The sequence below is a fragment of the Pseudomonas syringae group sp. 247E2 genome (assembly GCF_032587795.1).
Lineage (GTDB): Bacteria > Pseudomonadota > Gammaproteobacteria > Pseudomonadales > Pseudomonadaceae > Aquipseudomonas > Aquipseudomonas amygdali.
This window is the reverse complement of sequence record NZ_JAWHPK010000030.1, coordinates 107327-132469: the sequence shown is the minus strand read 5'-3', so window position 1 is coordinate 132469 and position 25143 is coordinate 107327. Positions and strand designations below refer to the sequence as shown.

Sequence of the window (25143 nt, the reverse complement as noted above, 5' to 3'; positions counted from 1 at the left end):
CCTTAATCGATCAGTTGAGCAGCGCGCAGGGCCTGAAGCGCGGCCTGCCAGCGCGGGTGTTGCCGATAATCAGTACTGGCTGATGCCTGACCGCGCATACGCGCGATGCGCGGCGAAGGCCTGACTTTCAGGCGCTGGGCCGCACCGAGGGCCAGCTCTGCCGCAGCGCGGTCATTACATACCAGCCCCATGTCGCAACCCGCCGTCAGCGCAGCCTCGATACGGCTGGCGGCATCACCGACCACATGGGCACCGGCCATCGACAGATCATCGCTGAAAATAACACCGTCAAATTTCAGTTCGTCGCGCAGGATGTCTTGCAGCCAGCGCTTGGAGAAACCGGCAGGCTGCGAATCGACTTTCGGGTAAATGACATGAGCAGGCATCACTGCAGCGAGCTGTCGGCTCAGGCGTGCGAACGGCACCAGATCGCTGGCGCGAATCTGTTCCAGACTGCGCTCGTCATTCGGGATAGCCACGTGAGAGTCGGCTTCGGCCCAGCCGTGGCCAGGGAAATGCTTGCCGGTCGCAGCCATGCCAGCCGCGTTCATGCCACGAATAAACGCCCCTGCCAGCAGCGCCGCACGCTCCGGGTCGCCCTCAAACGAACGCGTCCCGACGACCGCGCTGCGCTGGTAGTCCAGGTCCAGCACCGGAGCAAAACTCAGGTCCAGGCCGACAGCCAATACTTCGGTGGCCATCAGCCAGCCGCAATGCTCGGCCAGCAGCACAGCATCTGGCTTGTCGGCAATAGCGCGCATCGGCGGTAGACGCACGAACCCCTGCCGCAGGCGCTGGACCCTGCCGCCTTCCTGATCCACTGCCAGCAGCAAGTCCGGGCGAACGGCGCGAATTGCCGCACTCAGTTCACGAACCTGACGGGGATGCTCGATGTTTCGGGCAAAGATAATCAAACCGCCCACTTCGGGCTGACGCAGAAACTGACGGTCTTCGCTGGTCAGCCAGGTGCCGGCGACATCGACCATCAGGGAGCCTTGCAGGCCAGAACTCATAGAAAAAACCCTTACACACCAGTGCCCATTTGCAATCCGGGCATGGTGCTTGATCCTGAAGCCTGACGCAATGCGATGCGCCGGTACATTAAGGCTTGGATCGTCAGGCCTTGGCTACCGCAGGCGTGCCGGTGCTGCTCTTGCTACGCGGCCTGAGTTGAGCGGCGATCATGGTCGGGTCACTGACGCCGGTGTCGGCACGCATGCCTGCGGCCAGAAACGGCACCATCAAGCGCATGACCTGCTCGATGGAGGTATTGACGCCAAAATCGGTTTCGGCAATCGCACGCAAGGCCTTGATGCCGGACATGCTGAATGCAGCGGCACCGAGCATGAAGTGCACGCGCCAGAACAGCTCGATAGGTGGAATACGGGGGGCGGCTTCGTTGACCAGTGTCATGTAACGACGGAACACCTTACCGTACATGTCTTCAAGATAACGGCGCAGGTGTCCCTGACTCTGACTGAAGGCAAGCCCTAAAAGACGCATGAAGATCGACAGGTCGTTACCGCTTCGCGGTTGCACGACAAGCGCCTGCTCGACGAGTATCTCCAGCAGTTCTTCCAGGCTCGGCTTGTGTTCGGGTTTTGCCTGGCGACGCTCCAGCTCGCGATCGAGACTGATGCAGAACGGGCCGAGAAAACGTGAGAACACCGCCTGAATCAGCGCCTTTTTCGAACCGAAGTGGTAGTTCACAGCAGCCAGATTGACCGAAGCCTTGCTGGTGATGAGACGCAAGGAGGTTTCAGCAAACCCCTTTTCTGCGAACAACTGCTCGGCAGCATCAAGAATGCGTTCAACGGTTTCCGACTGGGCCATGGCTCTCTGCCTAACAAACGAACGTTTGAAACATACGTATCAGGCGCCCCGTTTGTCAAGCGGACCCGTTCATTTTGTGGCTGAACAGTCACGAAACTGGATGTTAAATGACAATAGACAGCTTATGCAGCGCTTTTTGACGCAAGGCTTCGCAACCCCCCACCGCACCGCCTGGCGGCGAAAGTAAAAAGGATGATTGCCAACGCGCGTTCACTGTATATAATCCCAGTCACTGTATAAAAAGCCAGAGCGCCCATCATGATCAAACTGACGCCACGCCAGGCTGAAATCCTGGGCTTCATCAAACGCTGCCTGGAAGACAACGGCTTTCCACCTACACGTGCGGAAATCGCCCAGGAGCTGGGTTTCAAATCGCCCAACGCAGCGGAAGAACACCTTAAGGCATTGGCTCGCAAAGGCGCCATCGAAATGACCCCTGGTGCCTCACGCGGCATCCGCATTCCCGGCTTTGAAGCACGGCCGGATGAAAGCAGCCTGCCGGTCATTGGTCGCGTAGCAGCTGGCGCGCCGATTCTGGCTCAGCAACATATCGAAGAGTCCTGCAACATCAACCCTTCCTTTTTCCACCCCAGCGCCAACTACCTGCTGCGCGTTCACGGCATGAGTATGAAGGACGTCGGGATTCTGGATGGCGACCTGTTGGCGGTGCACACCACTCGCGAAGCACGTAACGGCCAGATCGTAGTTGCCCGGATCGGCGACGAAGTCACCGTCAAGCGTTTCAAGCGTGAAGGCAGCAAAGTCTGGCTGCTGGCTGAAAACCCTGATTTTGCCCCTATCGAGGTCGATCTCAAGGATCAGGAGCTGGTGATCGAAGGTTTGAGCGTAGGCGTCATTCGCCGCTAAGGAGGCGTTATGCAGTTCCATCAAGCACCGCATTCACAATTGCCACTGTTCGAGGCGTTTCTGGCTCAGCCCATCGCCCCGCTGCTTGCCGATGCCGTCGAAACACCCTGGGGCAACGAGCCAGAACTCTTCAGTGAACTGTCTTTGCGCGGCGCCGCCGGGAACTGCCTGAACCTTCTGGCCCCTATCCTTCGGGAACTGAGCGAAGAAATCGACGCACGCTGGCTGACGCTGATTGCGCCACCCTCAAGCCTGACCCAGACCTGGTTGCGCGATGCAGGACTCAACAGGGAACGGATTCTGCTACTGCAGCCGCGCGGCACACAAAGTGTACTGGAGCTGACTCGCGAAGCACTCAGACTTGGCCGTAGCCATACGGTTGTGAGCTGGATCAATCCACTTGGCGCCGCAGCGCGTCAGCAATTGATCAGTGCTGCAAAAATCGGGGAAGCACAGAGCCTGAACATCCGGCTGGGCTAAAAAGCCCGGTCGTCGATCAGTGCAGGACGTGGGGCACGTCATCCTTCTCGACTTCGCCCTCAGCCAGACGGCCAGCCATCTGTACGCCCACACTCAACATGGCCTTGGCGACTTCAACATGCTGACCTTGCATGAACGCTTTGGCATCCGCAGAGAAATCAAGCGTCACCAGAGAACCCTCGTCATCGGCACGACGCAGTTCAATACGTCCGTCAGGCAGTTCGACAATTTCCAGGAAAGAGGTAGGCATTACAGTTACTCCGCAAGAGGCGGGCATTGTAACAGCCTGCCAGCCTGCACTTCATTGGTTTTCAGCACTCGCTCAGGCCTTCACGAAAACGGATGGCCAACCTTTTGAGTTGCTGACGCCAGTTTTCGAGCTCTTCACGTGTCAGTTCAGACTCCGGCTCAGCGTTCAGGTTCACAGCCTGTATCATCGGCTGTGTGACGTCACCCTTGAGCTTTTTCGGTGCACGCGGCGGCTCATACAACGCGTTATAGGCCGTCAGCAACTGAGCCAGCCATGTCTGGCGGTTCTGGGCAAGCTCAACCAACTCGGCCATTTCGGGAATTGCTATGGCGTTCAGCACTTCCTGAGTCAACAAGTCCTCCGCACGACGCGAGCCGGCCTGCGGCAGTCGGTAGAACCCCGCGATCTCGTGGCACAAGCCGAGCAGCGCGCCATACAGATGAAACAGGGCGGACTCACGCTCGGCCTGCAACAATGCAGGCGCGTTCACCGCCTGCCCCTTCTCCGCCTTACCCAACGCTTCGAGCGCAAGCCCTGCGAAATAGATCTTCTGGTTGGTACGGGTATAGAGCTCATGAGCCATGGCGAGACTCTCCATAACAATGGGATAGAGAACAGCATAGCCTGTGGCGCCGGATCAGTCTGGCACCGCAGGCCGTGCCTGTCGAAAACAGCGCCCGACACGTTTGCGTCGGGCGCTTGCGATCAACGCTTGTCTTCAACCTTCCAGGCGCTGCCGTCGTAGAACGCACGCCAGCCCGTAGGCTTGCCCTCTACTTCGGTCTGGACATACTGCTCTTTGGTCTTGCGACTGTAACGGATCACTGCTGGACGACCGTCCGGATCCTTCTTCGGCGCTTCGCAAAGGAAGTGGTACTTGGGATCGATTTCGTCCTTGTGCGGCGCGATCTCGATAACCAGCGGGGCACGGGTTTCACGGTTTTTCGGGAACTGGCTGGCAGCCAGGAACAGGCCCGAAGCGCCGTCACGCAGAATGTAGGTGTCGTCGACCTTGTCGCACTTGAGCTCCGGCATCTTCACCGGGTCCATCTTCGGTGGTGCTGCGTCGCCGCTTTTCAGCAGCTTGCGGGTGTTCTTGCACTCCGGATTGGTACAGCCGAAGAACTTGCCGAAACGACCGGTCTTGAGCTGCATTTCGCTGCCGCACTTGTCGCATTCCAGACTCGGGCCTTCGTAGCCTTTGATCCGGTAAGTACCTTCCTCGATCTCGTAACCTGTGCAATCGGGGTTGTTGCCGCAAATGTGCAGTTTGTGCTTTTCGTCGAGCAGATACGCGTCCATCGCCGTGCTACAGATCGGGCAGCGATGTTTGCCGCGCAGAACCCGCGACTCGGACTCGCCCTCGTCATCGTCGGCAATTTCGTCGCCGGGGGTCAGATTGACAGTCGCCTTGCAGCGTTCCTTGGGCGGCAGGCTGTAGCCGGAGCAACCCAGAAACACACCAGTCGAGGCGGTGCGAATCTGCATCGGGCGGCCGCATACCTTGCACGGGATATCGGTCATCACCGGCTGGTTGGCACGCATGCCGCCATCAGCGGCCTCGGCCACGTCGAGCTTTTTACGGAAATCACCGTAGAACTCGTCCAGGACGTTTTTCCAGTCGCGCTCACCCTGAGCCACGTCGTCGAGGTTTTCTTCCATCCCGGCGGTAAAGCCATAGTCCATCAGGTTGGAAAAGCTTTCGGACAGACGTCCGGTGACGATGTCGCCCATTTTTTCCGAGTAGAAGCGGCGATTGTGCAGCGCCACGTAGCCACGGTCCTGAATGGTCGAAATGATCGCGGCGTAGGTCGACGGGCGACCGATACCGCGCTTTTCCATTTCCTTGACCAGACTGGCTTCGGAATAACGCGCTGGCGGCTTGGTGAAGTGCTGGCTGGGGTCGAGCTTGTTCAGCTTCAGCGCTTCGCCCTGCGCCATGTCCGGCAGAACGTCGTCATCGCCCGGCTTGGCCATCTGTGGCAACGCACGGGTATAGCCGTCGAACTTGAGGATGCGGCCCTTGGCGCGCAGCTCGAAGTCGCTTGCGGCGACCGTGACGGTGGTCGACAGGTATTGTGCAGGCAGCATCTGGCAAGCCACGAACTGACGCCAGATCAACTCGTAAAGGCGCTCGGCGTCACGCTCCATCCCGGCAAGCTTGCTCGGGTGGGTGTTGACGTCGGAAGGTCGAATCGCTTCGTGAGCCTCTTGCGCGCCTTCCTTACTGCTGTAGACGTTAGGCGATTCCGGCAGGTACTTCTTGCCGAACTCGGTTTCAATGTAGTCACGCGCCATGCTTACCGCGTCGGCCGATAAATTGGTCGAGTCGGTACGCATATAAGTGATGTAGCCAGCCTCATACAAGCGCTGTGCCATCATCATGGTCTTCTTGACGCCGAAGCCCAGGCGATTGCTCGCCGCCTGCTGCAGGGTCGAGGTGATGAACGGCGCCGATGGCTTGCTGCTGGTCGGCTTGTCTTCACGCTTGACGATGCTGTAGCTGGACGCCTTGAGCTTTTCAAGGGCCGCCATGGCCTGGGTTTCGTTCAGCGGCTTGAACGCTTCGCCGTTTTCACGCGCCACTTCGAACCGCACATTGGCGCCTTTGGCGGTGCCCAGATCGGCGTGGATTTCCCAGTATTCTTCAGGGTTGAACGCGCGAATTTCACGCTCACGCTCCACCACCAGCTTCACCGCAACCGACTGCACACGACCGGCAGACAAACCACGGGCCACTTTCTGCCAGAGCAGCGGCGAGACCATGTAGCCTACGACGCGGTCAAGGAAACGACGCGCTTGCTGAGCGTTGACCCGGGCAATGTCCAGCTCGCCTGGCTTGGAAAACGCTTCCTGAATGGCTTTCTTGGTGATCTCGTTGAACACCACGCGCTTGTAGCGGCTGTCATCCCCGCCGATGGCTTCGCGCAGGTGCCAGGCAATGGCTTCCCCTTCGCGGTCCAAGTCCGTCGCGAGATAGATGGTGTCGGCATCCTTGGCGAGCTTGCGCAGCTCTTCAATGACCTTTTCCTTGCCAGGAAGGATCTCGTACTTGGCCTTCCAGCCATGTTCCGGATCGACTCCCATGCGCGAGACCAGCTGGCGCTGCGCCTTTTCTTTAGGCGTCAGTACCGGGCCCTCGCCCGCAGCAGCCTTGCCACGCTTGGCGGCAGGGTCTTTGGCGGCACTAGCCGAACCGCTGGTGGGCAGGTCTCGGATATGGCCGATACTCGACTTCACCACGTACTGGTTGCCCAAATACTTGTTGATGGTCTTGGCCTTAGCCGGGGATTCCACGATGACCAGCGATTTGCCCATGGATCAGAAAATTCCTGAATAACTAGATGAAAGACAGTGAGGAGCTTGTAAAGGCCACGCTATATATAGTGGCTACAAGGTGAGGTCAAGCACAGCCTGTTGTGCAATTCCTTCTCACATTGGTGAAAACAGGCTGGGTTCAGCCTCAACCAGAGCAAAGCGCGGGACGTGCTCGCCGTCAACCTCGACCGACTCCAGAAACATGCTCAAGGGACGCACCCACATCCCGAAATCGCCGTACAGAGCCTGATAGAACACGACTTCCTCTTCGGTTTCGGAATGCCTGGCAACACTGAAAACCCGGTACTGCGGGCCTTTGTAATGGCGATAGAGCCCTGGTTGCAGTTGCATGCTGCGGTCCTCTTGTAACACGTTCAAAAAATTTGGCTGAAGAAACCTTTTTTTCAAAAAACAAAAGCCGGGGCACCAAGCCCCGGCTCGCATCACACACAGGAATCAGACGCGTTCGAAAACGGTCGCGATGCCCTGCCCCAGACCAATACACATGGTAGACACACCGAAGGTGCCGCCATTTTGCTTCATGACATTGAGCAAGGTGCCGGAGATGCGCGCGCCGGAACACCCAAACGGATGACCCAGAGCGATGGCGCCGCCGTGCAGGTTAACCTTCTCGTTCATCTTGTCGAGCACTTTCAAATCTTTCAACACCGGCAAGGCCTGTGCAGCGAAGGCTTCGTTGAGCTCGATGAAGTCGATATCGGCGATCGTCAGGCCTGCACGCTTGAGCGCTTTCTGAGTTGCCGGAACCGGACCATAGCCCATGATCGCTGGGTCGACACCGGCCACGGCCATCGAGCGAATCACCGCCAGAGGCTGGATACCGAGGTCCTGGGCGCGTTGCGCCGACATGACAATCATGCACGACGCACCGTCAGTGATCTGCGAGGACGTACCGGCAGTCACGGTGCCACCTTTTGGATTGAACGCCGGCTTGAGCGAGGCGAGACTTTCCAGGGTGGTGTCCGGACGAATGGTCTCATCGTAGTCAAAGACCTTGAGGAAGCCGTTCTCGTCATACCCCTGCATCGGGATGATCTCATCCTTGAACTTGCCTTCCAGCGTCGCCTTGTGGGCCAACTGGTGGGAACGCAGGCCGAAGGCATCCTGCTGCTCGCGGGTGATGCCATGCATTTTGCCGAGCATTTCAGCGGTCAGGCCCATCATTCCGGAGGCTTTGGCAGCGTGCAGGGACATGTGCGGGTTCGGATCAACGCCATGCATCATGCTGACGTGGCCCATGTGCTCCACACCACCGATGACGAACACGTCACCGTTGTTGGTCATGATCGCCTGCGCAGCGGTGTGCAGCGCGCTCATGGACGAACCACACAGACGGCTTACTGTCTGCGCAGCCGAAGTGTGCGGGATCTGGGTCAGCAATGACGCCATGCGCGCGATGTTCCAGCCCTGCTCCAGGGTCTGGTTGACACAGCCCCAGATCACGTCCTCGACTTCAGCCGGATCAACCTTGTTGTTGCGCTCGAGCAATTTGCTGATCAAATGCGCGGACATGTCTTCAGCGCGGGTGTTGCGGTGCATGCCGCCCTTGGAGCGACCCATCGGGGTACGACCGAAGTCGACAATCACGACGTCTCTTGGATTAAGGCTCATTCGTTCATTCCTCGGAAGACGCTTGACCGAAGAAGCTCTGGCCTTTACTGGCCATTTCACGCAGCTTCGCGGTCGGTTGATACAGGGCACCCAGCTCGGCGTATTGGTCAGCCAGGGCAACGAATTCGGCAACACCGATGGAGTCGATGTAGCGCAGCGCACCGCCACGGAATGGAGGGAAACCAATACCATAGATCAGGCCCATGTCGGCTTCGGCAGCGGTTTCGACGATGCCGTCTTCCAGGCAGCGAACCGTTTCCAGGCACAACGGGATCATCATCCAGTTGATGATGTCTTCATCGCTCACTTCACGCTGTTCGTAGACGATCGGCTTGAGCACATCCAGCACAGCCGGGTCATTGACCTTCTTGGGCTTGCCCTTCTTGTCGGTCTCGTAGGCGTAGAAGCCCTTGCCGTTCTTCTGTCCCAGACGTTTGGCTTCATACAGCGCGTCAACCACAGAGCGGCGATCATCCTTCATCCGGTCAGGGAAACCTTCGGCCATGACATCACGGCCATGGTGGCCGGTGTCGATACCGACAACGTCCATCAGGTAGGCAGGCCCCATCGGCCAGCCGAATTTCTCCATGACCTTGTCGATGCGCACGAAATCCACGCCTGCGCTGACCAGCCTGGCAAAACCGCCGAAGTACGGAAACAGTACGCGGTTGACCAGAAAGCCCGGGCAGTCGTTGACCACAATCGGGTTCTTGCCCATTTTCCTGGCGTAGGCAACGGTCGTGGCAACCGCTTCTTCGCTGGACTTCTCGCCACGGATCACTTCCACCAGCGGCATCATGTGCACCGGGTTGAAGAAGTGCATGCCGACGAAGTTTTCCGGACGCTTGAGGGCCTTGGCCAGCAAGCTGATCGAGATGGTCGAAGTGTTGGACGCCAGAATGGTGTGCTCACCCACGTTGGCTTCGACTTCCGCCAGTACCGCCTGCTTGACCTTCGGGTTTTCGACAACCGCTTCGACCACCAGGTCGACGTTGCCGAAATCGCCGTAGGAAAGCGTAGGACGAATCGCGTTAAGCGCTTCGGCCATCTTCGCCGCAGTCAGACGGCCTTTTTCCAGGCGACCACCAAGCAGTTTGGAGGCTTCGTTCAGACCCAGTTGAATGGCTTCTTCGCGGATATCCTTCATCAGGATCGGCGTGCCCTTGACTGCCGACTGATAGGCAATGCCGCCACCCATGATCCCGGCGCCCAGTACGGCGGCCTGTTTCACATCCTTGGCGACTGCGTCGTAGCCCTTGGCTTTCTTTTTCAGTTCCTGATCGTTCAGAAACAGGCCGATAAGGCTCTGCGCAGCAGATGTCTTGGCCATTTTCACGAAACCGGCGGCTTCGACTTCCAGCGCCTTGTCACGACCGAAATTGGCGGCTTTCTGGATGGTCTTGATCGCCTCGACCGGTGCCGGATAGTTCGGTCCGGCCTGACCTGCAACAAAACCTTTGGCGGTTTCGAATGCCATCATTTGCTCGATGGCATTGAGCTTGAGCTTGTCCAGCTTGGGCTGGCGCTTGGCCTTGTAGTCGAACTCGCCGGAAATGGCGCGCTGAATCAGGTCAAGGGCCGCGGCCTGAAGCTTCTCGGGTGCAACTACCGCATCAACGGCACCAACCTTCAGAGCATCCTCTGCGGAGCTTTCCTTGCCTGACGCGATCCATTCGATTGCGTTGTCAGCACCGATGATGCGCGGCAAACGCACGGTACCGCCGAAACCAGGGTATAGGCCCAGCTTGACTTCGGGCAAACCGATGCGAGCACTGCTGGAGATGACCCGATAGTCTGCGGCCAGGCACATTTCCAGACCGCCGCCCAGCGCAATGCCGTTAATAGCGACAACGGTGGGGACGCCCAGATCTTCGAAATCGCTGAAAATCCTGTTGGCTTGCAGATTGCCCGCAACCAGTTCGGCTTCCGGCAACTTGAAGTTGTCGACGAACTCGGTGATGTCGGCACCGACGATGAACACGTCCTTGCCACTGCTGACGATCACGCCCTTGACCGAGGCATCGGCCTTGATTGCATCGACTGCCTGACGCAATTCATTGAGGGTGAGGCGGTTGAACTTGTTGACGGACTCACCCTTGAGATCGAAATTCAATTCGACGATGCCACTTTCAAGAGCCTTAACCGTGATGGCTTTACCTTCGTAAATCATCAACTGATCTCCACAATATGGAAGCTGAACAATACCCGCCGGACATTAATGTCCGACGGGGCTACGACGTCGCCGTCGATGAACTCGCCAAATCACACGTTTACCCGCCGCGACGTGGTAGCCAGGATTCTGTCAGAGCCTTCTGACGACCAAACGATCATTTCATACGCCCGTTTGATTTGGGTACGCACACCATCAGGCATAACCGAGAGATTGTCAATTCGACTAAACACTCGAAAATATTCGTTTTCGCGGGAATATGCAGGCACTCCATAATGCCCACGCCTGTGTGCGATCCGCCATCATTCGCCAGCGTGATAGTAGCCGAACTCAGGTGCTGTAGCCTGACCTAGAGAGCGTGACACGAGACAGTTGTAGGCCAGGAAAATCAGGCGCGGACGCACCGCCTGAGGGCACATACAAAAAATATTTGCAGGAATCGCGACAAAATGGAGCAAAAGGGCTAGAGTCGCAACACTGCGCCACAAGAGGCTCGCAATGCAGCTGATTTGCGGGTGCGCAACAGCGAAGGCCGACATGGCGGCGAAAGCCTGTCGGCACGCGACGAATTATCGGCCTGCCTGGCCAACCCCGGCCCGATGTTGTTATCGGGCTTTTTAATGCCTGCGATTTAATGCCTTTGAGTCAGGCTCAGGCCAATTCCCTGAGCAGCTTATCAATACGCTGCAACACTTCTGCCTCGCCCCGCTCCGCCCAGTACACGGCAACCATCTGCCCGTCAGCCTCGACCTTGTAGGCATCTGCGGGTAACGTCTGCAAATGAGGCAGCAGCTTTGGATCTTCGCAGACCTCACGCCAGCGGTTGCGCCAGACGCCCGGCTCGCTCTGCCAGTAAACCCAGGCATCTGCATGCGAGCTCAGCCGCGGGCGATGGTACTGTGCGCAAGGGCTTGGCGGCTCTTTCGTCAGCCAGTGCGGCCACTCTTGCGGGGCAAGCTGCATACCCATTCCCAGACGGCGCGCCTCCATGCGCAATGCCATCCTGCCGCTCTGATGACGCGACGGGCGCAACCACACAAGCGGGCTCAGCATCACACCAATGATTGACAGGACTATCCAGACCGTCATATTTCTTGCCCCCCACCCGATCTCGGACTTCTCACAACATTTTTGAAAACAATGGCTTGCACAAGGGTCTGCCCAGATGCGAACGAAAGAGCCATACTCCCACCATCGCAATGTTCCCGGAGGACACCCTCATGCCATACGAACACATTCTGGTTGCTATTGACCTCACCGATGAGTGTGACCCGGTCATCCGTCGCGCCAGCTTGCTGGCCAAGGCCAGCGAAGCAAAACTGTCGGTCGTGCACATCGTCGAACCAATCGCCATGGCGTTCGGCGGTGACGTCCCGATGGACCTTTCGCAATTGCAACAGCAACAGATGGATCAGGCCCAGGAGAAGCTCGAAAAGCTCAAACTCAAGTACCCGCAGCTGAAAACCAGCGAAAACCACATAGTGATTGGTCAGCCACGGCAGGAAATCCACAAACTCGCCAAGAGCAAGGCTTGTGACATGATCGTCGTCGGCAGCCATGGCCGCCACGGCCTGGCCTTGTTGCTTGGCTCCACTGCCAACGACGTCCTGCACGGCGCACCATGTGACGTGCTGGCAGTGAGCCTTAAAAAGCCCGAGTAATCTGGCCTGCTACAGCGAAAAGCCCGGTTACCCGGGCTTTTCTGCATCACACGAACGCGTCAGCGATCACTCGTCCAGTTCGGCCCAGCGCTCCAGCAGCTTGTCCAGCTCGGCCTGCAGGTTTTCCAGTTGCGCCAGCACGGCAGCAGTCTGTTCCGCCGAACGCTGGTAAAAGCCCGGCTCGGCCATTTCTGCAGTCAGGACGGCCATCTTGCCTTCAACCTCATCGATCTGCGCAGGCAGCGCCTCCAGCTCGCGCTGAAGTTTGTAGCTGAGCTTTTTCTTGGCGACCGGCATGTCCTGCGCGGCAACCGGTGCGGCCTGCACCACAGCGCTGGCCAGTTCGGCCTTGCCCGACTTGGTGTCGGCAACACCCAGAAGACGCGGCGAACCGCCCTGACGCAGCCAGTCCTGATAACCACCGACGTATTCGCGAACCTTGCCTTCACCTTCGAACACCAGCGTGCTGGTGACGACGTTGTCGAGGAATGCCCGGTCGTGACTGACCATCAGCACGGTGCCCTTAAAGGTCAGCAAGACCTCTTCGAGCAGCTCCAGAGTTTCGACGTCCAGGTCGTTGGTCGGTTCGTCGAGCACCAGCAGGTTGGCAGGCTTGCTGAACAGCTTGGCCAGCAACAGACGGGCACGCTCGCCACCGGACAGCGCCTTGACTGGCGTGCGGGCACGTTGCGGGCTGAACAGGAAGTCACCCAGGTAACTCAGAACATGACGGCTCTGGCCATCGATGTCGATGAAGTCACGCCCTTCGGCAACGTTGTCGATCACGGTCTTTTCCAGGTCGAGCTGGTGACGCAACTGGTCGAAATAGGCCACATCGAGACGCGTACCGACTTCAACCTTGCCACCGGTCGGCTGCAGGTTGTCGAGCATCAGCTTGAGCAATGTGGTCTTGCCGGTGCCGTTCGCGCCGAGCAGACCGATACGGTCTTCGCGCTGCAGGACCATGGAGAAATCCTTGATCAACATCGGGCCACCCGGATGGGCAAAGCTGACGTTGTCGAGAACCATGACCTGCTTACCGGATTTCTCGGCAATATCGAGCTGGATATTGGCCTTGCCGGTACGTTCACGGCGCTCGCTACGCTCTACACGCAGCTCCTTCAGGGCACGCACGCGGCCCTCGTTACGGGTACGTCGAGCCTTGATGCCCTGCCGGATCCAGACCTCTTCCTGGGCCAGACGCTTGTCGAACAGTGCGTTGGCAGTCTCTTCGGCTGCCAGTGCGGCTTCCTTGTGGACCAGAAAACTGGCGTAATCGCCGTCCCAGTCGATCAGGCCACCGCGGTCCAGCTCTAGAATACGGGTCGCAAGGTTTTGCAGGAATGCCCGGTCGTGCGTGATGAACAGCACCGCACCCTGGAAATCCTTGAGGGCTTCTTCAAGCCAGGCGATAGCGCCGATATCCAGGTGGTTGGTCGGCTCGTCGAGCAGCAGCAGATCCGGCTCGGAAACCAGCGCCTGAGCCAGCAGAACACGGCGACGCCAGCCACCGGACAACTCGGCCAGGGTCTTGTCGGCAGGCAACTGCAAGCGGCTGAGAGTGCTCTCGACCAACTGCTGCAAGCGCCAGCCATCACGGGCTTCGAGGTCCTGCTGAACATGCATCAGCTTGTTCAGGTCTTCCTCGGTGACGCAGTTCTGCGCCAGATGGTGGTATTCGGCCAGCAACGCACCGACGCCATCCAGACCTTCGGCCACCACGTCGAAGACAGTCCGTCCGTCGGCTACCGGCAATTCCTGGGGCAATTCGCCGATCTTGAGGCCGGGCGCACGCCAGACAGCCCCGTCATCAGGCTTCTGAACGCCTTTTACCAGCTTCAACATGCTGGATTTGCCTGTGCCGTTACGGCCGATGATGCACACCCGCTCACCACGGGCGATCTGCCAGGACACCTTGTCCAATAACGGCATGGCGCCGAAAGCAAGGGACACATCGCTGAATTTGAGCAGGGTCATGAGCTTCTCCAAAAACCGGGCGCGCATTCTACCTGAGATAACCGGCGGATGTCGGGAATCGTGGCACCCGTGACAACTTCCACATACCCTTCATAACCGACAATTATTTCCATATGAGACAAGCTCGTCGGCAATGCTTTCACCATGAGCTGGCAAAAGGCTAAGCTAGCAATACTTTTCACGACTCATCTGCTCGGAAGTCTCATGCGCAGTCGTTTGTTCAGCTTTTTATCGTGCCTGCTCCTCTCCACCACCGCCATCCAGACTGCTCATGCGGTAGACCTCAACCAACAACGCAAGTATTACGACGAAGCCAAGCGTGCGCTGGCCAAGGGCGATTCAGGCCCGTATCAGATGTACAGCACGGCGCTGGCCGATTATCCGCTGGAGCCCTACCTCGAATACGACGAGCTGACGGCGCGCCTGAAGACTGCCAGCAACGCGGAAATCGAGAAGTTTCTTGCCGAGCATGGAGACCTGCCACAGGCCAACTGGATGAAGTTGCGCTGGTTGCGCTGGCTGGCGGAACGCGGTGACTGGCAACCGTTCGTCAAGTACTACGACCCGAAAATGAATTTCGTCGAACTGGATTGCCTGTACGGCCAATACCAGTTGAGCAACAACAAGCGTGCCGAAGGCTATGCCAGTGCAGAAAAACTGTGGATGACCGGCAAGACACTGCCAGCCGCCTGCGACGGCTTTTTCGCGCAATGGGCAGCCGCAGGCCAGTTGACAGAGCAGAAACGCTGGCAACGGGCCAAACTGGCCGCTCAGGCACGCAATTACAGCCTGGCCAACACCCTGGTCAACAGTCTCAACTCCCTGGCCCCGCAAGGACGCCTGCTGCTGGCCGTCGCCCAGAAGCCGGAAATGGTCAACAACCCCGCGCAGTTCGCGCCGGTGGATGAAGCCATGTCCGATGTGGTCGGCCTTGGCCTGCGCAGACTGGCCAAGGAAGATCCGCAGAAAGCCCTGTCGATGCTCGATGGCTACGCGGCAACCATGCACTTCTCCCGTGAAGAGCAGGTGGAAATTGCCAAGGAAATCGGCCTGACCCTGGCACGTCGCTACGACGACCGCGCCCTGGAGGTCATGACCCGGTACGACCCGGAGCTGCGCGACAATACGGTTACCGAGTGGCGTATGCGTCTGCTGCTGCGGCTGGGTCGCTGGGAAGATGCCTACGAACTGGCGCGCCGACTGCCCAAGGACCTTGCTGCAACCAATCGCTGGCGTTACTGGGAAGCCCGCTCTCTGGAACTGGCCCAGCCCAACAGCCCGCTGATTGCCGCTCTGTACAAGGACGTGGCCAAAGAACGCGACTTCTACGGTTTTCTGGCGGCCGATCGCACACAAAGCCCCTATCAGCTCAACAACAAGCCCCTGGTGCTCAGCCAGGCGCTGATCAACAAGGTACGCAATACCCCTGGAGTGCGTCGTGCGCTGGAGTTTCATGATCGCGGCGAAATCGTCGATGGACGACGCGAGTGGTATCACGTCAGCCGCCAGTTCAACCGTGACGAAATGGTTGCCCAGGCCAAACTGGCTTACGACCTGAAATGGTATTTCCCGGCCATTCGCACGATCAGCCAGGCGCAATACTGGGATGATCTGGACATTCGCTTCCCGATGGCCCATCGCGACACGCTGGTACGCGAAGCCAAGGTGCGTGGGCTGCACTCAAGCTGGGTATTCGCCATTACGCGCCAGGAGAGCGCCTTCATGGATGACGCTCGCTCGGGCGTCGGTGCCAGCGGGCTGATGCAGTTGATGCCTGCCACCGCCAAGGAAACTGCCCGCAAGTTCAGCATCCCGCTGGCCTCGCCGCAGCAGGTGCTGGACCCGGACACCAACATTCAGCTGGGCGCTGCCTACCTGAGTTCGGTGCATGCCCAGTTCAACGGCAACCGCGTGCTTGCTTCAGCCGCCTACAACGCCGGGCCAGGCCGCGTACGCCAATGGCTGAAAGGTGCCAATCACTTGGCCTTCGATGTCTGGGTAGAGAGCATACCGTTCGATGAAACCCGCCAGTACGTACAGAACGTGTTGTCCTATTCGGTGATCTACGGCCAGAAGCTCAACTCGCCTCAGCCGCTGGTTGACTGGCACGAGCGGTTTTTCGACGATCAGTGACCGGTCGGCAGGAGTGCTTCTCAGAGCACTCCTGCCGCCACGCAACACCTATTCCAGCACTTCGACCGGCATACCCACCTCAAGCTCGCCAAACCCCTCGTTGACGACGTTCTGGCCAAACAGCACGTTACCCTCCACCTCCCGATAGGTCTTGAGTGTGGCGAAGGGCTCGCGATCCGCGCTGCGCTCGCCGGTAGCCGGGTCGACAGTGGTGAGAATGCAGCGCGCGCAAGGCTTGAGCAGCTGGAATTCGATGTCGCCGATACGGATACGCTTCCAGCCATCCTCGGCAAAGGCCTCGGCCCCTTCAACCACCAGATTGGGCCTGAAGCGCAGCATTTCCAATGGCCTGCCCAGGCGGAACGACAGGTCATTGAGCGAGCCCTGACCAATCAGCAGCAACGGGAAGCCATCGGCAAAACTCACCCGGTCGTTAATGGTCCGGTAGCCCCCGGGCAGCCAGCGCGCACGCTCTGCCGGCAGATAAACCATGCGGGTGGGCTTGCCAATAAACCGGCTGACCCATTCGGCTGCCACGTCGCCAGCGTCCGGCACCTGCAACGAATCACGCCAGACTGTCACACCGCGCAGGTTTGACTCGATATCCAGCGGAACCGCGACGTCCAGAGGCTCGAAACCGGGTGCCGAAAGGGTTACACCGCCGCTGGCATTCCACAACACCGTCAGTTGGGACATGTGCGACAGGGCGCGCTGGGTGAAGAACCGACCGTTGCTTTCGTCGACCAGCATCCAGCGTCGGTCCCCCGCCAACCCCAACTGGTCGAACGACGCGCGTTGCAGCGTCTCCGCCTTGCAGGATTTGAGAGGGAAACGATAGAGAGAGCTGAGACGCAACATGAGAGCCGGTTCCTTTGATGGCGGGATAAGCTTTGACGAAGACATCGAAGCTTATCCGAAGCCGGAGCGGCAGGCATCCGCGATCAACAATCGCGCAAGGTATCAGCCAATCATCAAAAGACGTTCGCGCACTACTTCGACCAGCTTGTCGGGCTGGAATTTGGAGAGGAAGTTGTCGCAACCGACCTTCTTGACCATGGACTCGTTGAAGCTGCCGGACAACGAGGTGTGCAGAACGATGTACAGACTGCGCAAACGCGGATCGTTGCGAATCTCGGTGGTCAGGCGATAACCGTCCATTTCCGGCATTTCGGCATCGGTGAATACCATCAGCAGCTTTTCATGGACGTTCTCGCCCGCGTCCGCCCAACCCTTGAGCATGTTCAACGCCTTGAGACCATCACTGGCCACGTGCAGCTTGAGGCCCAATTGAGACAGCGTGTCGCGCAACTGCGCCAGTGCCACCTTGGAGTCATCGACCAGCAACACCTCACGACCACGGGCATTTTCCAGTACCGGGTCTTCGAGCTTCTCGCGGGACACCTTGGCATTGTACGGCACGATCTCGGCAAGTACTTTTTCGACGTCGATGATTTCTACCAGTTGGTCATCGACCTTGCTGATCGCCGTCAGGTAATGCTGACGACCGGCGCTGGCCGGCGGCGGCATGATCGCGTCCCAGTTCATGTTGACGATGCGATCCACACCACCGACCAGGAAGGCCTGAACCGAGCGATTGTACTCGGTGACGATGATCGTGCTGCCAGGCCCCGGCACCAGCGGCCGCATACCAATGGCCTGGGAAAGGTCGATCACCGGCAGGGTCTGGCCACGCAGGTTGACTACGCCACAGACGAACGAGTGGCGTTGCGGCATGAGGGTCAGCTTGGGTAGCTGCAATACTTCCTGGACCTTGAACACGTTGATCGCAAACAATTGCCGACCGGCAAGGCGAAACATGAGGATTTCCAGGCGATTCTCGCCCACCAGTTGTGTGCGCTGATCTACTGTGTCGAGAATGCCTGCCATTATTAGCTCCTGAAGCAATGGTCACGATGAGTCTGTTGAGCCTGTATCGGCTGAAACCAGCCGGACCTTAATGGCGATGAAAGGCCATTCTCAGCATTGATGTCACTTTACCATCATGATTTACTGGTGTCGCTTTCCTGCCAGACAAATACGACGATGAGCGCGCTCTGGAAAAGCCTGAACATACCCAGTCGCTCAAGGTAAAAATCAAAGAAGCACAAAAAGTCAATCGGGGATAACCTGATATGATCGACATCTAATTGCCACTATTGTGACGCCATTCTCAATACAAGAATGGCGTCAGGTTCGTGTCCGCTTTTCAAACCTTGTAATCAAGCGGCGCTGGCAACATTCAGAAATGCCCTACATACTTTTGTTTGAAATCGACATTAACTGTCAGCCATTCGCCGCGGGCGGAAGTTCGCTATCCATGATCAGTGGAGACAAAGGATGCTGAGCAACAACGATTGGCAGCATAAGCACGACCAGTTCCTGAGCACCTCTCAGGCACTTCTGTACAAGTCGGAAGAATGTCTTTCGCACCTGGAGTTGATCCCCAACGACGAGGACGCCACCGGCTGCCTTCTGACCACCCTGCGCACGCTGGCCCAGGAGGCGGAAGCCGCGCCTGTGCCTTGTATTGCCGAGTTTTCACGTCAGCTGTGTCAGTTATTGAAAAGCGGCGATCAGGCCAACGAACTCTCACAGGAAACCCTGCTGACCGTCAAAAACTGCCTGATGCTTATGTCCTGGCAGGTCGAGCTTCTCGATCCGCAAACGGGTGAGTTGACGATGGACAACAACGAACAGCTGGAGCTGTTGGAAAAGCTGGCCAGCGCTTCCTCGCAATCGGCAGCGGTGAAGGACGCAACCCAACGATAACGCTCGACTGTCGAGCATCACACACGCAATGTCATTGAAGTGATGTTGTCACGCCAGGGTTTTCCGTCCTATTGTCTTCACTGCTTTCAAATCGTCTTAAAGGTTGAACAGGGACTGAAAGCACGCCTCGGCGGTCCCATTTACACAAGAAGCCACAATGACCTGCAATCTGTTACTGGTCGACGACCACTCCCTGATCAGAGCCGGCGTGCGAGCGCTGGTTGCAGAAATGCCGGGCTACGCCATTATCGGTGAAACGGCGGACGGCGCGCAGTTGTCGAGCCTGGCGCAGCGACTCAAGCCCGACATCATCCTGCTCGATATCTGGATGAAGAGCGTCGACGGCCTTGAGGCGCTCGAACACTTGTTGAAAGTACAGCCACATTGCAAGGTATTGATCCTGTCGATGCACACCGACCCGGACATGATCATGCGTGCGCTCGACATCGGAGCTCGCGGCTATCTGCTCAAGGACACCACCGCGACCGAACTGGAACAGGCACTGGAAGCGCTGCGCAACAACGAACGCTATCTGAGCCCGGCCATCGCTCATACCGTTATCGAGCGCGCCCTGCGCGGAACACGCTCGGACAGGGCCCAGGCGGCCAAGGAGCGATATCACCTGACCGCTCGCCAGCTGGAAATCCTGCGCCTGATCGTGCGTGGCAAGTCCACGCGTGAGATCGCCGACGGCCTGGGGCTGAGCATCAAGACTATCGAGACCCACCGCTCCCAGGTCATGAAGCGGCTGCAGATATTCGATGTCGCCGGGCTGGTCCTGTTTTGCGTTCGCGAACGGATTATCAGTCTGGACGATTGAGCATCGGTGCACGGCTCAGCACCGGTGAATCGGCCGGCAAATGCACCTGTAGCGCGCCCGGTCGCGCCTCGAAGCGCAGGTCCTCGCCAGATAACGGCTCGCCATCGAGGTTGATATCCAGCCCCTGAGCCGACTTGAGTTCTACCCAGGGCAGACGCGCGCGGATGAACATGTTGTCGATGCCCAGTCCGCCTTCCAGCAGACTTCTCAGCGTGCCGACCACTTCCTGAGGCGCTGGCAGGATACTGATGTCGAGCAGGCCATCATCAGCCAACGCGGTCGGGCACAGCTCGTGTCCACCGCCAGCCTGCCGGCCGTTACCGATACCCAAGGCAAGAAGATCGCCGCGCCAGTGGAAATCCGGCCCGGTGAGTTCGCCGTGGGCAGCATGCAATTCGCTGAACCTTGTCAGGCCGGTAAACAGATAGGCCGCCCCGCCCAATACCTTTTTCAGGTCTTCGGATGTGTTGGCCGTTACCTGACTGCCAAAGCCGCCGGTAGCCATGTTGAGGAACAGTTTGCCGCCGACTTCACCCAGATCGACGGCACGCGGTGCTACGTCCATCAGTTGCAGAGCCTTGGAAACCTCAAGAGGCACCCCGGCTGCGCGGGCAAAATCGTTGGCAGTGCCCAGCGGCAAAATAGTCAGGCTGGCTTGTGTTTCGGCCAGCGCCAGGGCCTCGGCGATATCTCGCAAGGTACCGTCACCACCGCCCGCCACGATATGCCGATGCCCGGCGGCCAGCGCTTCGCCAACCAGGCGCTGGGCATCCCCAGCTTCCCAGGTGAGCCTCACGTCCAGCTCCCAGCCCTGCTTGCGCTTGTCTGCAACGGCATCACGCACGTCTTCGTTGAGCGCCTGTTTACCGTGAAGAATGAGCATTGCCCTGCGTTGTGTCATGACACCTCCTCTGACGAACCCTACGAATTGAAGCCTGCGAGCGACGCTCTTTCTGTAGTCAGCGCCCGCATACATTTCGCACGACGCATGACTGTGACCCCGCACATGTCAAAAAGGCCCACCCGTCACAGAAATTTTTTTCACGTCATCAAGAACAGATCAACCCCCGCCAATACTGGGCAAAACCCGGAAGCAGAAGCTCTGGAGCAACGATTGCATCAGAGTTGGCACACTTTTGTACTGACGCTATTTGTTTCATGAGCTTTACTGACAGCAGGCCCCTCACTTGAGGGAAGTTTCATCTACAAATGGTTGAAAAGTCTTAAATAAAATTCGGAACAGGACGACATATATAAAGTGATATTCACAAAAGACAGGCCGGATTCGTCATGACCTCGACACGTAACTGGCTACGCTTGGACACTATCTGTGAACAGATGCCTATTTGAAGCTGCAAAAGCGTCATCGCAAAACGCCCAGGATCAGCAGGATCCAGACGCATACAGGGAGTAAGGGAGTTCTATGAGGTTGCAGCCGGTCGACAGTCTTTCGCTCACCCGCACCAGTCTGGTCGAATACTATCTTTTCGGTATTCGGCTGGCCCATGGCATTGCCTGCATTCTGCCCGGCCTTGCAATCATGATGCTTATCAAGCATGACGGCCCGGAAACACAGCAGGGTTATATGACCATGCTGCTGTTTTTCGGCTTTGTCGGCGTGTTGGTGTTTCAGGCCATGGGCGTCTATTCCGAAGCGTTGTTCAGCAACGATCTGCGCATGGGCGCGCTGGCAGTTGCCTGGACCGCAGCCTTCGGGCTATTGCTGTTCATGCAACAGGCAATGGGGCTGTTCGGCTATCTCTCTCCCGAAGAATCGCTGATCTGGTACCTGACCAGCCTGGCGCTGTTCGGCATCATTCGCCTGCTGCTGTTGATGCTGTTCAAGCGGCAGATGCGCAAGGGTGTATTCCTGCAACACGCTGTGATTCTGGGCGCGACGGAAAATGGCCTGCGCCTGGCCGAGTACCTGCTTGAGCATCAGGACATCCGTTCGGGTGTCACCGGTTTTATCGACGACCGGATCGGTCGCATGCCCAAGACTGTGGCCAACCTGCCCCTGCTGGGCAATACCAGCGACCTGGAACGGCTGATTCGCGAAGAGAAAGTGACCCAGGTGCTGGTCGCCCTGCCCTGGACGGCGGAAAACCGCATGGATTACATCATTCGCGAACTGCGCAGGCTACCGGTCAACGTGTTGCTGGTGCCGGACATGATTGCCTTCCGGCATACCCACAACCGCATTACCGAAGTGGCCCGGCTGCCGATGTTCAATGCGTCGGATCTGCCGCTCAGTGGCTGGTCTCCATTCATCAAGCGCGCCGAAGATATCGTTCTGTCGTCGCTCGCTTTGCTGGTGTTGTCACCGGTAATGCTGCTGGTTGCGCTGGCGATCAAGCTCGACTCCCCAGGCCCGGTGTTTTTCCGCCAGAAGCGCTACGGTTACAACAATCGCCTGATCGAAGTATTCAAGTTCCGCTCCATGCATCAGCACCAGGCCGATGCAACGGCCGAGCGCCAGACCACCCGTGGCGATGCCAGAATCACACGGGTCGGGCGCTTCATTCGCAAGACCAGCCTGGATGAATTGCCACAGCTGTTCAACGTAGCGGCAGGCAGCATGTCAATGGTCGGGCCACGCCCACATGCGACGGCCACCAAGGCTGCAGGGATTTTGTTCGAGCAAGCGGTGAAAGAATACACGTCGCGGCATCGCGTCAAACCGGGGATCACCGGGCTGGCGCAGATTAACGGCTATCGTGGTGAAACCGACACCGTGGAAAAAATCGAAAAACGCGTCGAGTTTGATCTCGAGTACATCGAAAACTGGTCTGTCTGGTTCGACCTGTACATCCTTATGCGCACTGTGCCTGCAGTGCTATTCACTCGCGAGGCTTACTGATGAGCACGCTTATTCCCTGCATCATCGCCGGTGGCTCCGGCACCCGTCTGTGGCCGGTCTCGCGAGAAGCCATGCCCAAGCCGTTCATGCGCCTTCCCGACGGCCAGAGCCTGCTGCAGAAAACCTTCCTGCGTGCGGTCGGCCTGCCCGGAGTCGACCGCCTGCTGACGGTTACCAACCGGGAGGTGTACTTCCGCACGGTGGACGACTACCGCCAGTTGAACAAAGGCAATGCGCGTCTGGATTTCATCCTCGAGCCCTTCGGGCGTAATACCGCAGCGGCGGTCGCTGCCGCTGCGCTGCATGTCAGCCAGCTGTATGGCGATGACGCGCAGTTGCTGGTTTTGCCTGCTGATCACCTGATTACCAATGTCGAGGAATTCTCCAGAGCAGTGACGGCCGCGCAGAAGCTGGCCACTGAGGGTTGGATGGTGACGTTCGGCATCGTGCCGACCGCAGCGGAAACCGGTTTTGGCTATATCGAAAAAGGCCCGGCACTTGACGCCGATGCCTGTCAGGTCGCCCGTTTTGTCGAAAAACCCGATGCAGTCACCGCCCAGGGCTATGTGGACGGTGGTCTGCATTTCTGGAATGCCGGGATGTTCTGCATGCGTGCCGATGCCGTGCTTCAAGAGCTGCGTACTCACGCACCTGACGTGCTGAATGCGGTCAGCAGTTGCCTGGCATCGAGCCCGCGCAAGGAAGGCAATCGTGAACTGCAAGTCGAGCTGGACAGCGAATCGTTTGCCCTGACCCCGGACATTTCCATCGACTACGCGCTGATGGAGCGCTCCGAAAAGGTCGCCGTAGTGCCCTGCCAGCTCGGCTGGAGTGATATCGGTTCCTGGCAGGCCGTGCGTGAACTGTCTCCCGTCGACGCTCAAGGCAATTACTGCAATGGCGAAGCCGTGCTGCATGACGTCAGCAATTGCTACATCGACTCACCCAAACGTCTGGTGGGCGCTATTGGCCTCGACAACCTGATCATCATCGACACCCCCGACGCCTTGCTGATCGCAGACGGACGCCGCAGTCAGGACGTCAAGGTCATCGCTCAGGAGCTCAAGCGCCAGGGCCATGATGCCTACCGTCTGCACCGCACCGTCACGCGTCCGTGGGGCACCTACACGGTGCTCGAAGAAGGTAAGCGCTTCAAGATCAAGCGCATTGTGGTTCGCCCGCAGGCATCACTCTCATTGCAGATGCACCATCACCGCAGCGAGCACTGGATCGTGGTCAGCGGCATGGCCACCGTCACCAACGGCGAGCGTGAATTCATGCTTGATACCAACGAGTCGACGTTTATCAAACCGGGGTTCACGCACCGGCTGGTCAATCCGGGCGTCATCGACCTGGTGATGATCGAGGTGCAGAGCGGTGAGTACCTGGGCGAAGACGATATCGTGCGTTTCACCGATATTTACGGACGTGTTCCCGACAAGACTGTGAAGAGCTGATCCACGAGCGGCAAACGCCGCTTGATTCACTCGGTTTTCAATTGATAGCAACCGGAACAGGCAGTACCCGCCAACATGAATTTATTACCCGCAAGGGAGCCGTATTTGTGCTCGACAGGAGTTCAGGACCAATGAAAAGCATGATGCTGATCGCAAGCTTATTGCTGTTGAGTGCATGTAACACCCCGTCCAGGGTGGGCTTGCCGGATGACCGTGCGCAAATTGAAGCCGGTCAGGCGGCAGGTCGCGCACTGGCGGGCAAACCGCTGCCGCCGGAAAGAATCCGTCCTGGCGATACCCTGCGAATCGTGCGCAACAGTGGCGAGGCACCGTCGATTTCGGCGTTTACCGCCAACTCCATCTACGAGCTGACCCTGTTTCAGGTGCTCAACGACGGCACCTTTTCCTACCCTTACATCGGCACTGTCAAGGCTGCGGGCCTGACACTCCAGCAGTTGAATGACCTGCTGGAAAGCAAGCTGCAGAATGTCTACCGCGAGACGGCACTGACCATCAACATTTCCCAGTCACCGGGCAACACCGTGTTTGTCGGCGGCGCCGTACGTAACTCGGTAACGTTGCCGGTTAACGTTGCTACCAATCTCGATCAGGCGATTGTCGGCGCGGGCGGTGTGGCGCTGGATGCCGATGCCGGTCAGGTCGCGCTGCTGCGTCAGGAAGAAAACGGGCTCTACAAGACCTATTTCTTTGATTACAGCAAGTTTCTCTGGGCGGGCGGTGCGGGTGGCCCTACAGCGCCGGTACTGCTGAAACGTGGCGATATCGTGTTCGTTCCCAAATCATCGGTCGGCAACAAGGTTGACGGCGTATCCCTGTATTTCAACCAGCTGATCCCCTTCGCGAAGTCGATCGGACTGGGCATGAACTACGAGCTGCGCAACAACAATTAATTGTC

Annotated in this window: 22 protein-coding genes; 9 read left to right on the top strand and 13 right to left on the bottom strand. The window is 58.2% G+C overall.

The annotated features are described in order from the left end of the window. Positions 1–2: 2 nt before the first annotated feature. On the bottom strand, positions 3–1001 hold the full coding sequence (gene nagZ / locus RYC18_RS23810; protein ID WP_170947350.1) for a beta-N-acetylhexosaminidase: 999 nt from the start codon (positions 999–1001) through the stop codon (positions 3–5). Between the two features lie 115 nt (positions 1002–1116). Continuing rightward, positions 1117–1833 (bottom strand): transcriptional regulator PsrA, encoded by a 717-nt coding sequence (gene psrA, locus RYC18_RS23805; protein WP_004665746.1) that lies wholly within the window; start codon positions 1831–1833, stop codon positions 1117–1119. A 258-nt stretch (positions 1834–2091) separates the two neighbouring features. Here psrA and lexA point away from each other — a divergent pair, with 258 nt between their 5' ends. Then, positions 2092–2700 (top strand): transcriptional repressor LexA, encoded by a 609-nt coding sequence (lexA, locus tag RYC18_RS23800; protein WP_002554100.1) that lies wholly within the window; start codon positions 2092–2094, stop codon positions 2698–2700. Between the two features lie 9 nt (positions 2701–2709). Continuing rightward, positions 2710–3180 (top strand): SOS-induced cell division inhibitor SulA, encoded by a 471-nt coding sequence (gene sulA / locus RYC18_RS23795; protein ID WP_005780643.1) that lies wholly within the window; start codon positions 2710–2712, stop codon positions 3178–3180. A gap of 16 nt (positions 3181–3196) precedes the next feature. Here sulA and RYC18_RS23790 read toward each other — a convergent pair whose 3' ends face one another. The 7 genes from RYC18_RS23790 to RYC18_RS23760 all read right to left on the bottom strand — a co-directional run bounded on the left by RYC18_RS23790 (position 3197) and on the right by RYC18_RS23760 (position 11639). Beyond that, complete coding sequence (locus tag RYC18_RS23790; protein WP_002554102.1) at positions 3197–3430, bottom strand: hypothetical protein; 234 nt, start codon at positions 3428–3430, stop codon at positions 3197–3199. 61 nt (positions 3431–3491) lie between these two features. After that, on the bottom strand, positions 3492–4013 hold the full coding sequence (locus RYC18_RS23785) for a DUF6586 family protein (protein WP_316886937.1): 522 nt from the start codon (positions 4011–4013) through the stop codon (positions 3492–3494). Positions 4014–4135: 122 nt separating this feature from the next. Next, a complete protein-coding gene (gene topA / locus RYC18_RS23780; protein ID WP_005744458.1) occupies positions 4136–6748 on the bottom strand; it encodes a type I DNA topoisomerase in 2613 nt (870 codons plus the stop codon). Between the two features lie 114 nt (positions 6749–6862). Beyond that, positions 6863–7099 (bottom strand): DUF1653 domain-containing protein, encoded by a 237-nt coding sequence (locus RYC18_RS23775; RefSeq protein WP_005732650.1) that lies wholly within the window; start codon positions 7097–7099, stop codon positions 6863–6865. 105 nt (positions 7100–7204) lie between these two features. Next, positions 7205–8380 (bottom strand): acetyl-CoA C-acyltransferase FadA, encoded by a 1176-nt coding sequence (fadA, locus tag RYC18_RS23770; RefSeq protein ID WP_005744459.1) that lies wholly within the window; start codon positions 8378–8380, stop codon positions 7205–7207. A 4-nt stretch (positions 8381–8384) separates the two neighbouring features. After that, positions 8385–10550, bottom strand: a complete 2166-nt coding sequence (gene fadB / locus RYC18_RS23765; RefSeq protein ID WP_316886936.1) for a fatty acid oxidation complex subunit alpha FadB — start codon at positions 10548–10550, stop codon at positions 8385–8387. A gap of 651 nt (positions 10551–11201) precedes the next feature. Continuing rightward, a complete protein-coding gene (locus tag RYC18_RS23760) occupies positions 11202–11639 on the bottom strand; it encodes a hypothetical protein (RefSeq protein WP_004656900.1) in 438 nt (145 codons plus the stop codon). Between the two features lie 131 nt (positions 11640–11770). Between RYC18_RS23760 and RYC18_RS23755 the strand changes: the two genes are divergently transcribed. Next, entirely contained in the window at positions 11771–12211 is a 441-nt protein-coding gene (locus tag RYC18_RS23755) for a universal stress protein (protein WP_004665751.1), read from the top strand. A gap of 66 nt (positions 12212–12277) precedes the next feature. Here RYC18_RS23755 and RYC18_RS23750 read toward each other — a convergent pair whose 3' ends face one another. Beyond that, positions 12278–14188 carry an ATP-binding cassette domain-containing protein gene (locus RYC18_RS23750; protein WP_316886935.1) on the bottom strand — a complete coding sequence of 637 codons (1911 nt, stop codon included), beginning with the start codon at positions 14186–14188 and terminating at the stop codon, positions 12278–12280. Between the two features lie 204 nt (positions 14189–14392). On the opposite strand from RYC18_RS23750, the gene RYC18_RS23745 reads away from it, so the two are divergent. After that, positions 14393–16321: a transglycosylase SLT domain-containing protein gene (locus RYC18_RS23745; RefSeq protein WP_002554112.1), complete on the top strand. Its 1929-nt coding sequence runs from the start codon at positions 14393–14395 to the stop codon at positions 16319–16321. Between the two features lie 48 nt (positions 16322–16369). Here the strand turns inward: RYC18_RS23745 and RYC18_RS23740 are convergent, their stop codons facing one another. Beyond that, positions 16370–17179, bottom strand: coding sequence for an MOSC domain-containing protein (locus tag RYC18_RS23740; RefSeq protein ID WP_316886934.1), 810 nt, complete (start codon positions 17177–17179; stop codon positions 16370–16372). Positions 17180–17281: 102 nt separating this feature from the next. After that, positions 17282–18208 (bottom strand): chemotaxis protein CheV, encoded by a 927-nt coding sequence (locus tag RYC18_RS23735; protein WP_002554114.1) that lies wholly within the window; start codon positions 18206–18208, stop codon positions 17282–17284. 450 nt (positions 18209–18658) lie between these two features. Between RYC18_RS23735 and RYC18_RS23730 the strand changes: the two genes are divergently transcribed. Together RYC18_RS23730 and RYC18_RS23725 are read left to right on the top strand one after the other, a co-directional pair. Continuing rightward, positions 18659–19090, top strand: coding sequence for a hypothetical protein (locus RYC18_RS23730; RefSeq protein WP_002554116.1), 432 nt, complete (start codon positions 18659–18661; stop codon positions 19088–19090). Positions 19091–19247: 157 nt separating this feature from the next. Beyond that, positions 19248–19910 (top strand): response regulator, encoded by a 663-nt coding sequence (locus RYC18_RS23725; protein ID WP_005744465.1) that lies wholly within the window; start codon positions 19248–19250, stop codon positions 19908–19910. Here RYC18_RS23725 and yegS read toward each other — a convergent pair. Further along, positions 19894–20811: a lipid kinase YegS gene (yegS, locus tag RYC18_RS23720; RefSeq protein WP_002554118.1), complete on the bottom strand. Its 918-nt coding sequence runs from the start codon at positions 20809–20811 to the stop codon at positions 19894–19896. The two genes, RYC18_RS23725 and yegS, sit on opposite strands and share 17 nt — an antisense overlap. 522 nt (positions 20812–21333) lie before the next feature. On the opposite strand from yegS, the gene RYC18_RS23715 reads away from it, so the two are divergent. The 3 genes from RYC18_RS23715 to RYC18_RS23705 all read left to right on the top strand — a co-directional run bounded on the left by RYC18_RS23715 (position 21334) and on the right by RYC18_RS23705 (position 25138). Beyond that, a complete protein-coding gene (locus RYC18_RS23715) occupies positions 21334–22770 on the top strand; it encodes an undecaprenyl-phosphate glucose phosphotransferase (protein WP_005744468.1) in 1437 nt (478 codons plus the stop codon). Continuing rightward, positions 22770–24227 carry a mannose-1-phosphate guanylyltransferase/mannose-6-phosphate isomerase gene (locus tag RYC18_RS23710; RefSeq protein WP_005744470.1) on the top strand — a complete coding sequence of 486 codons (1458 nt, stop codon included), beginning with the start codon at positions 22770–22772 and terminating at the stop codon, positions 24225–24227. Before RYC18_RS23715 ends, RYC18_RS23710 begins: the two co-directional genes overlap by 1 nt. A 131-nt stretch (positions 24228–24358) precedes the next feature. After that, positions 24359–25138: a polysaccharide biosynthesis/export family protein gene (locus RYC18_RS23705; RefSeq protein WP_004656922.1), complete on the top strand. Its 780-nt coding sequence runs from the start codon at positions 24359–24361 to the stop codon at positions 25136–25138. Positions 25139–25143: the final 5 nt, after the last annotated feature.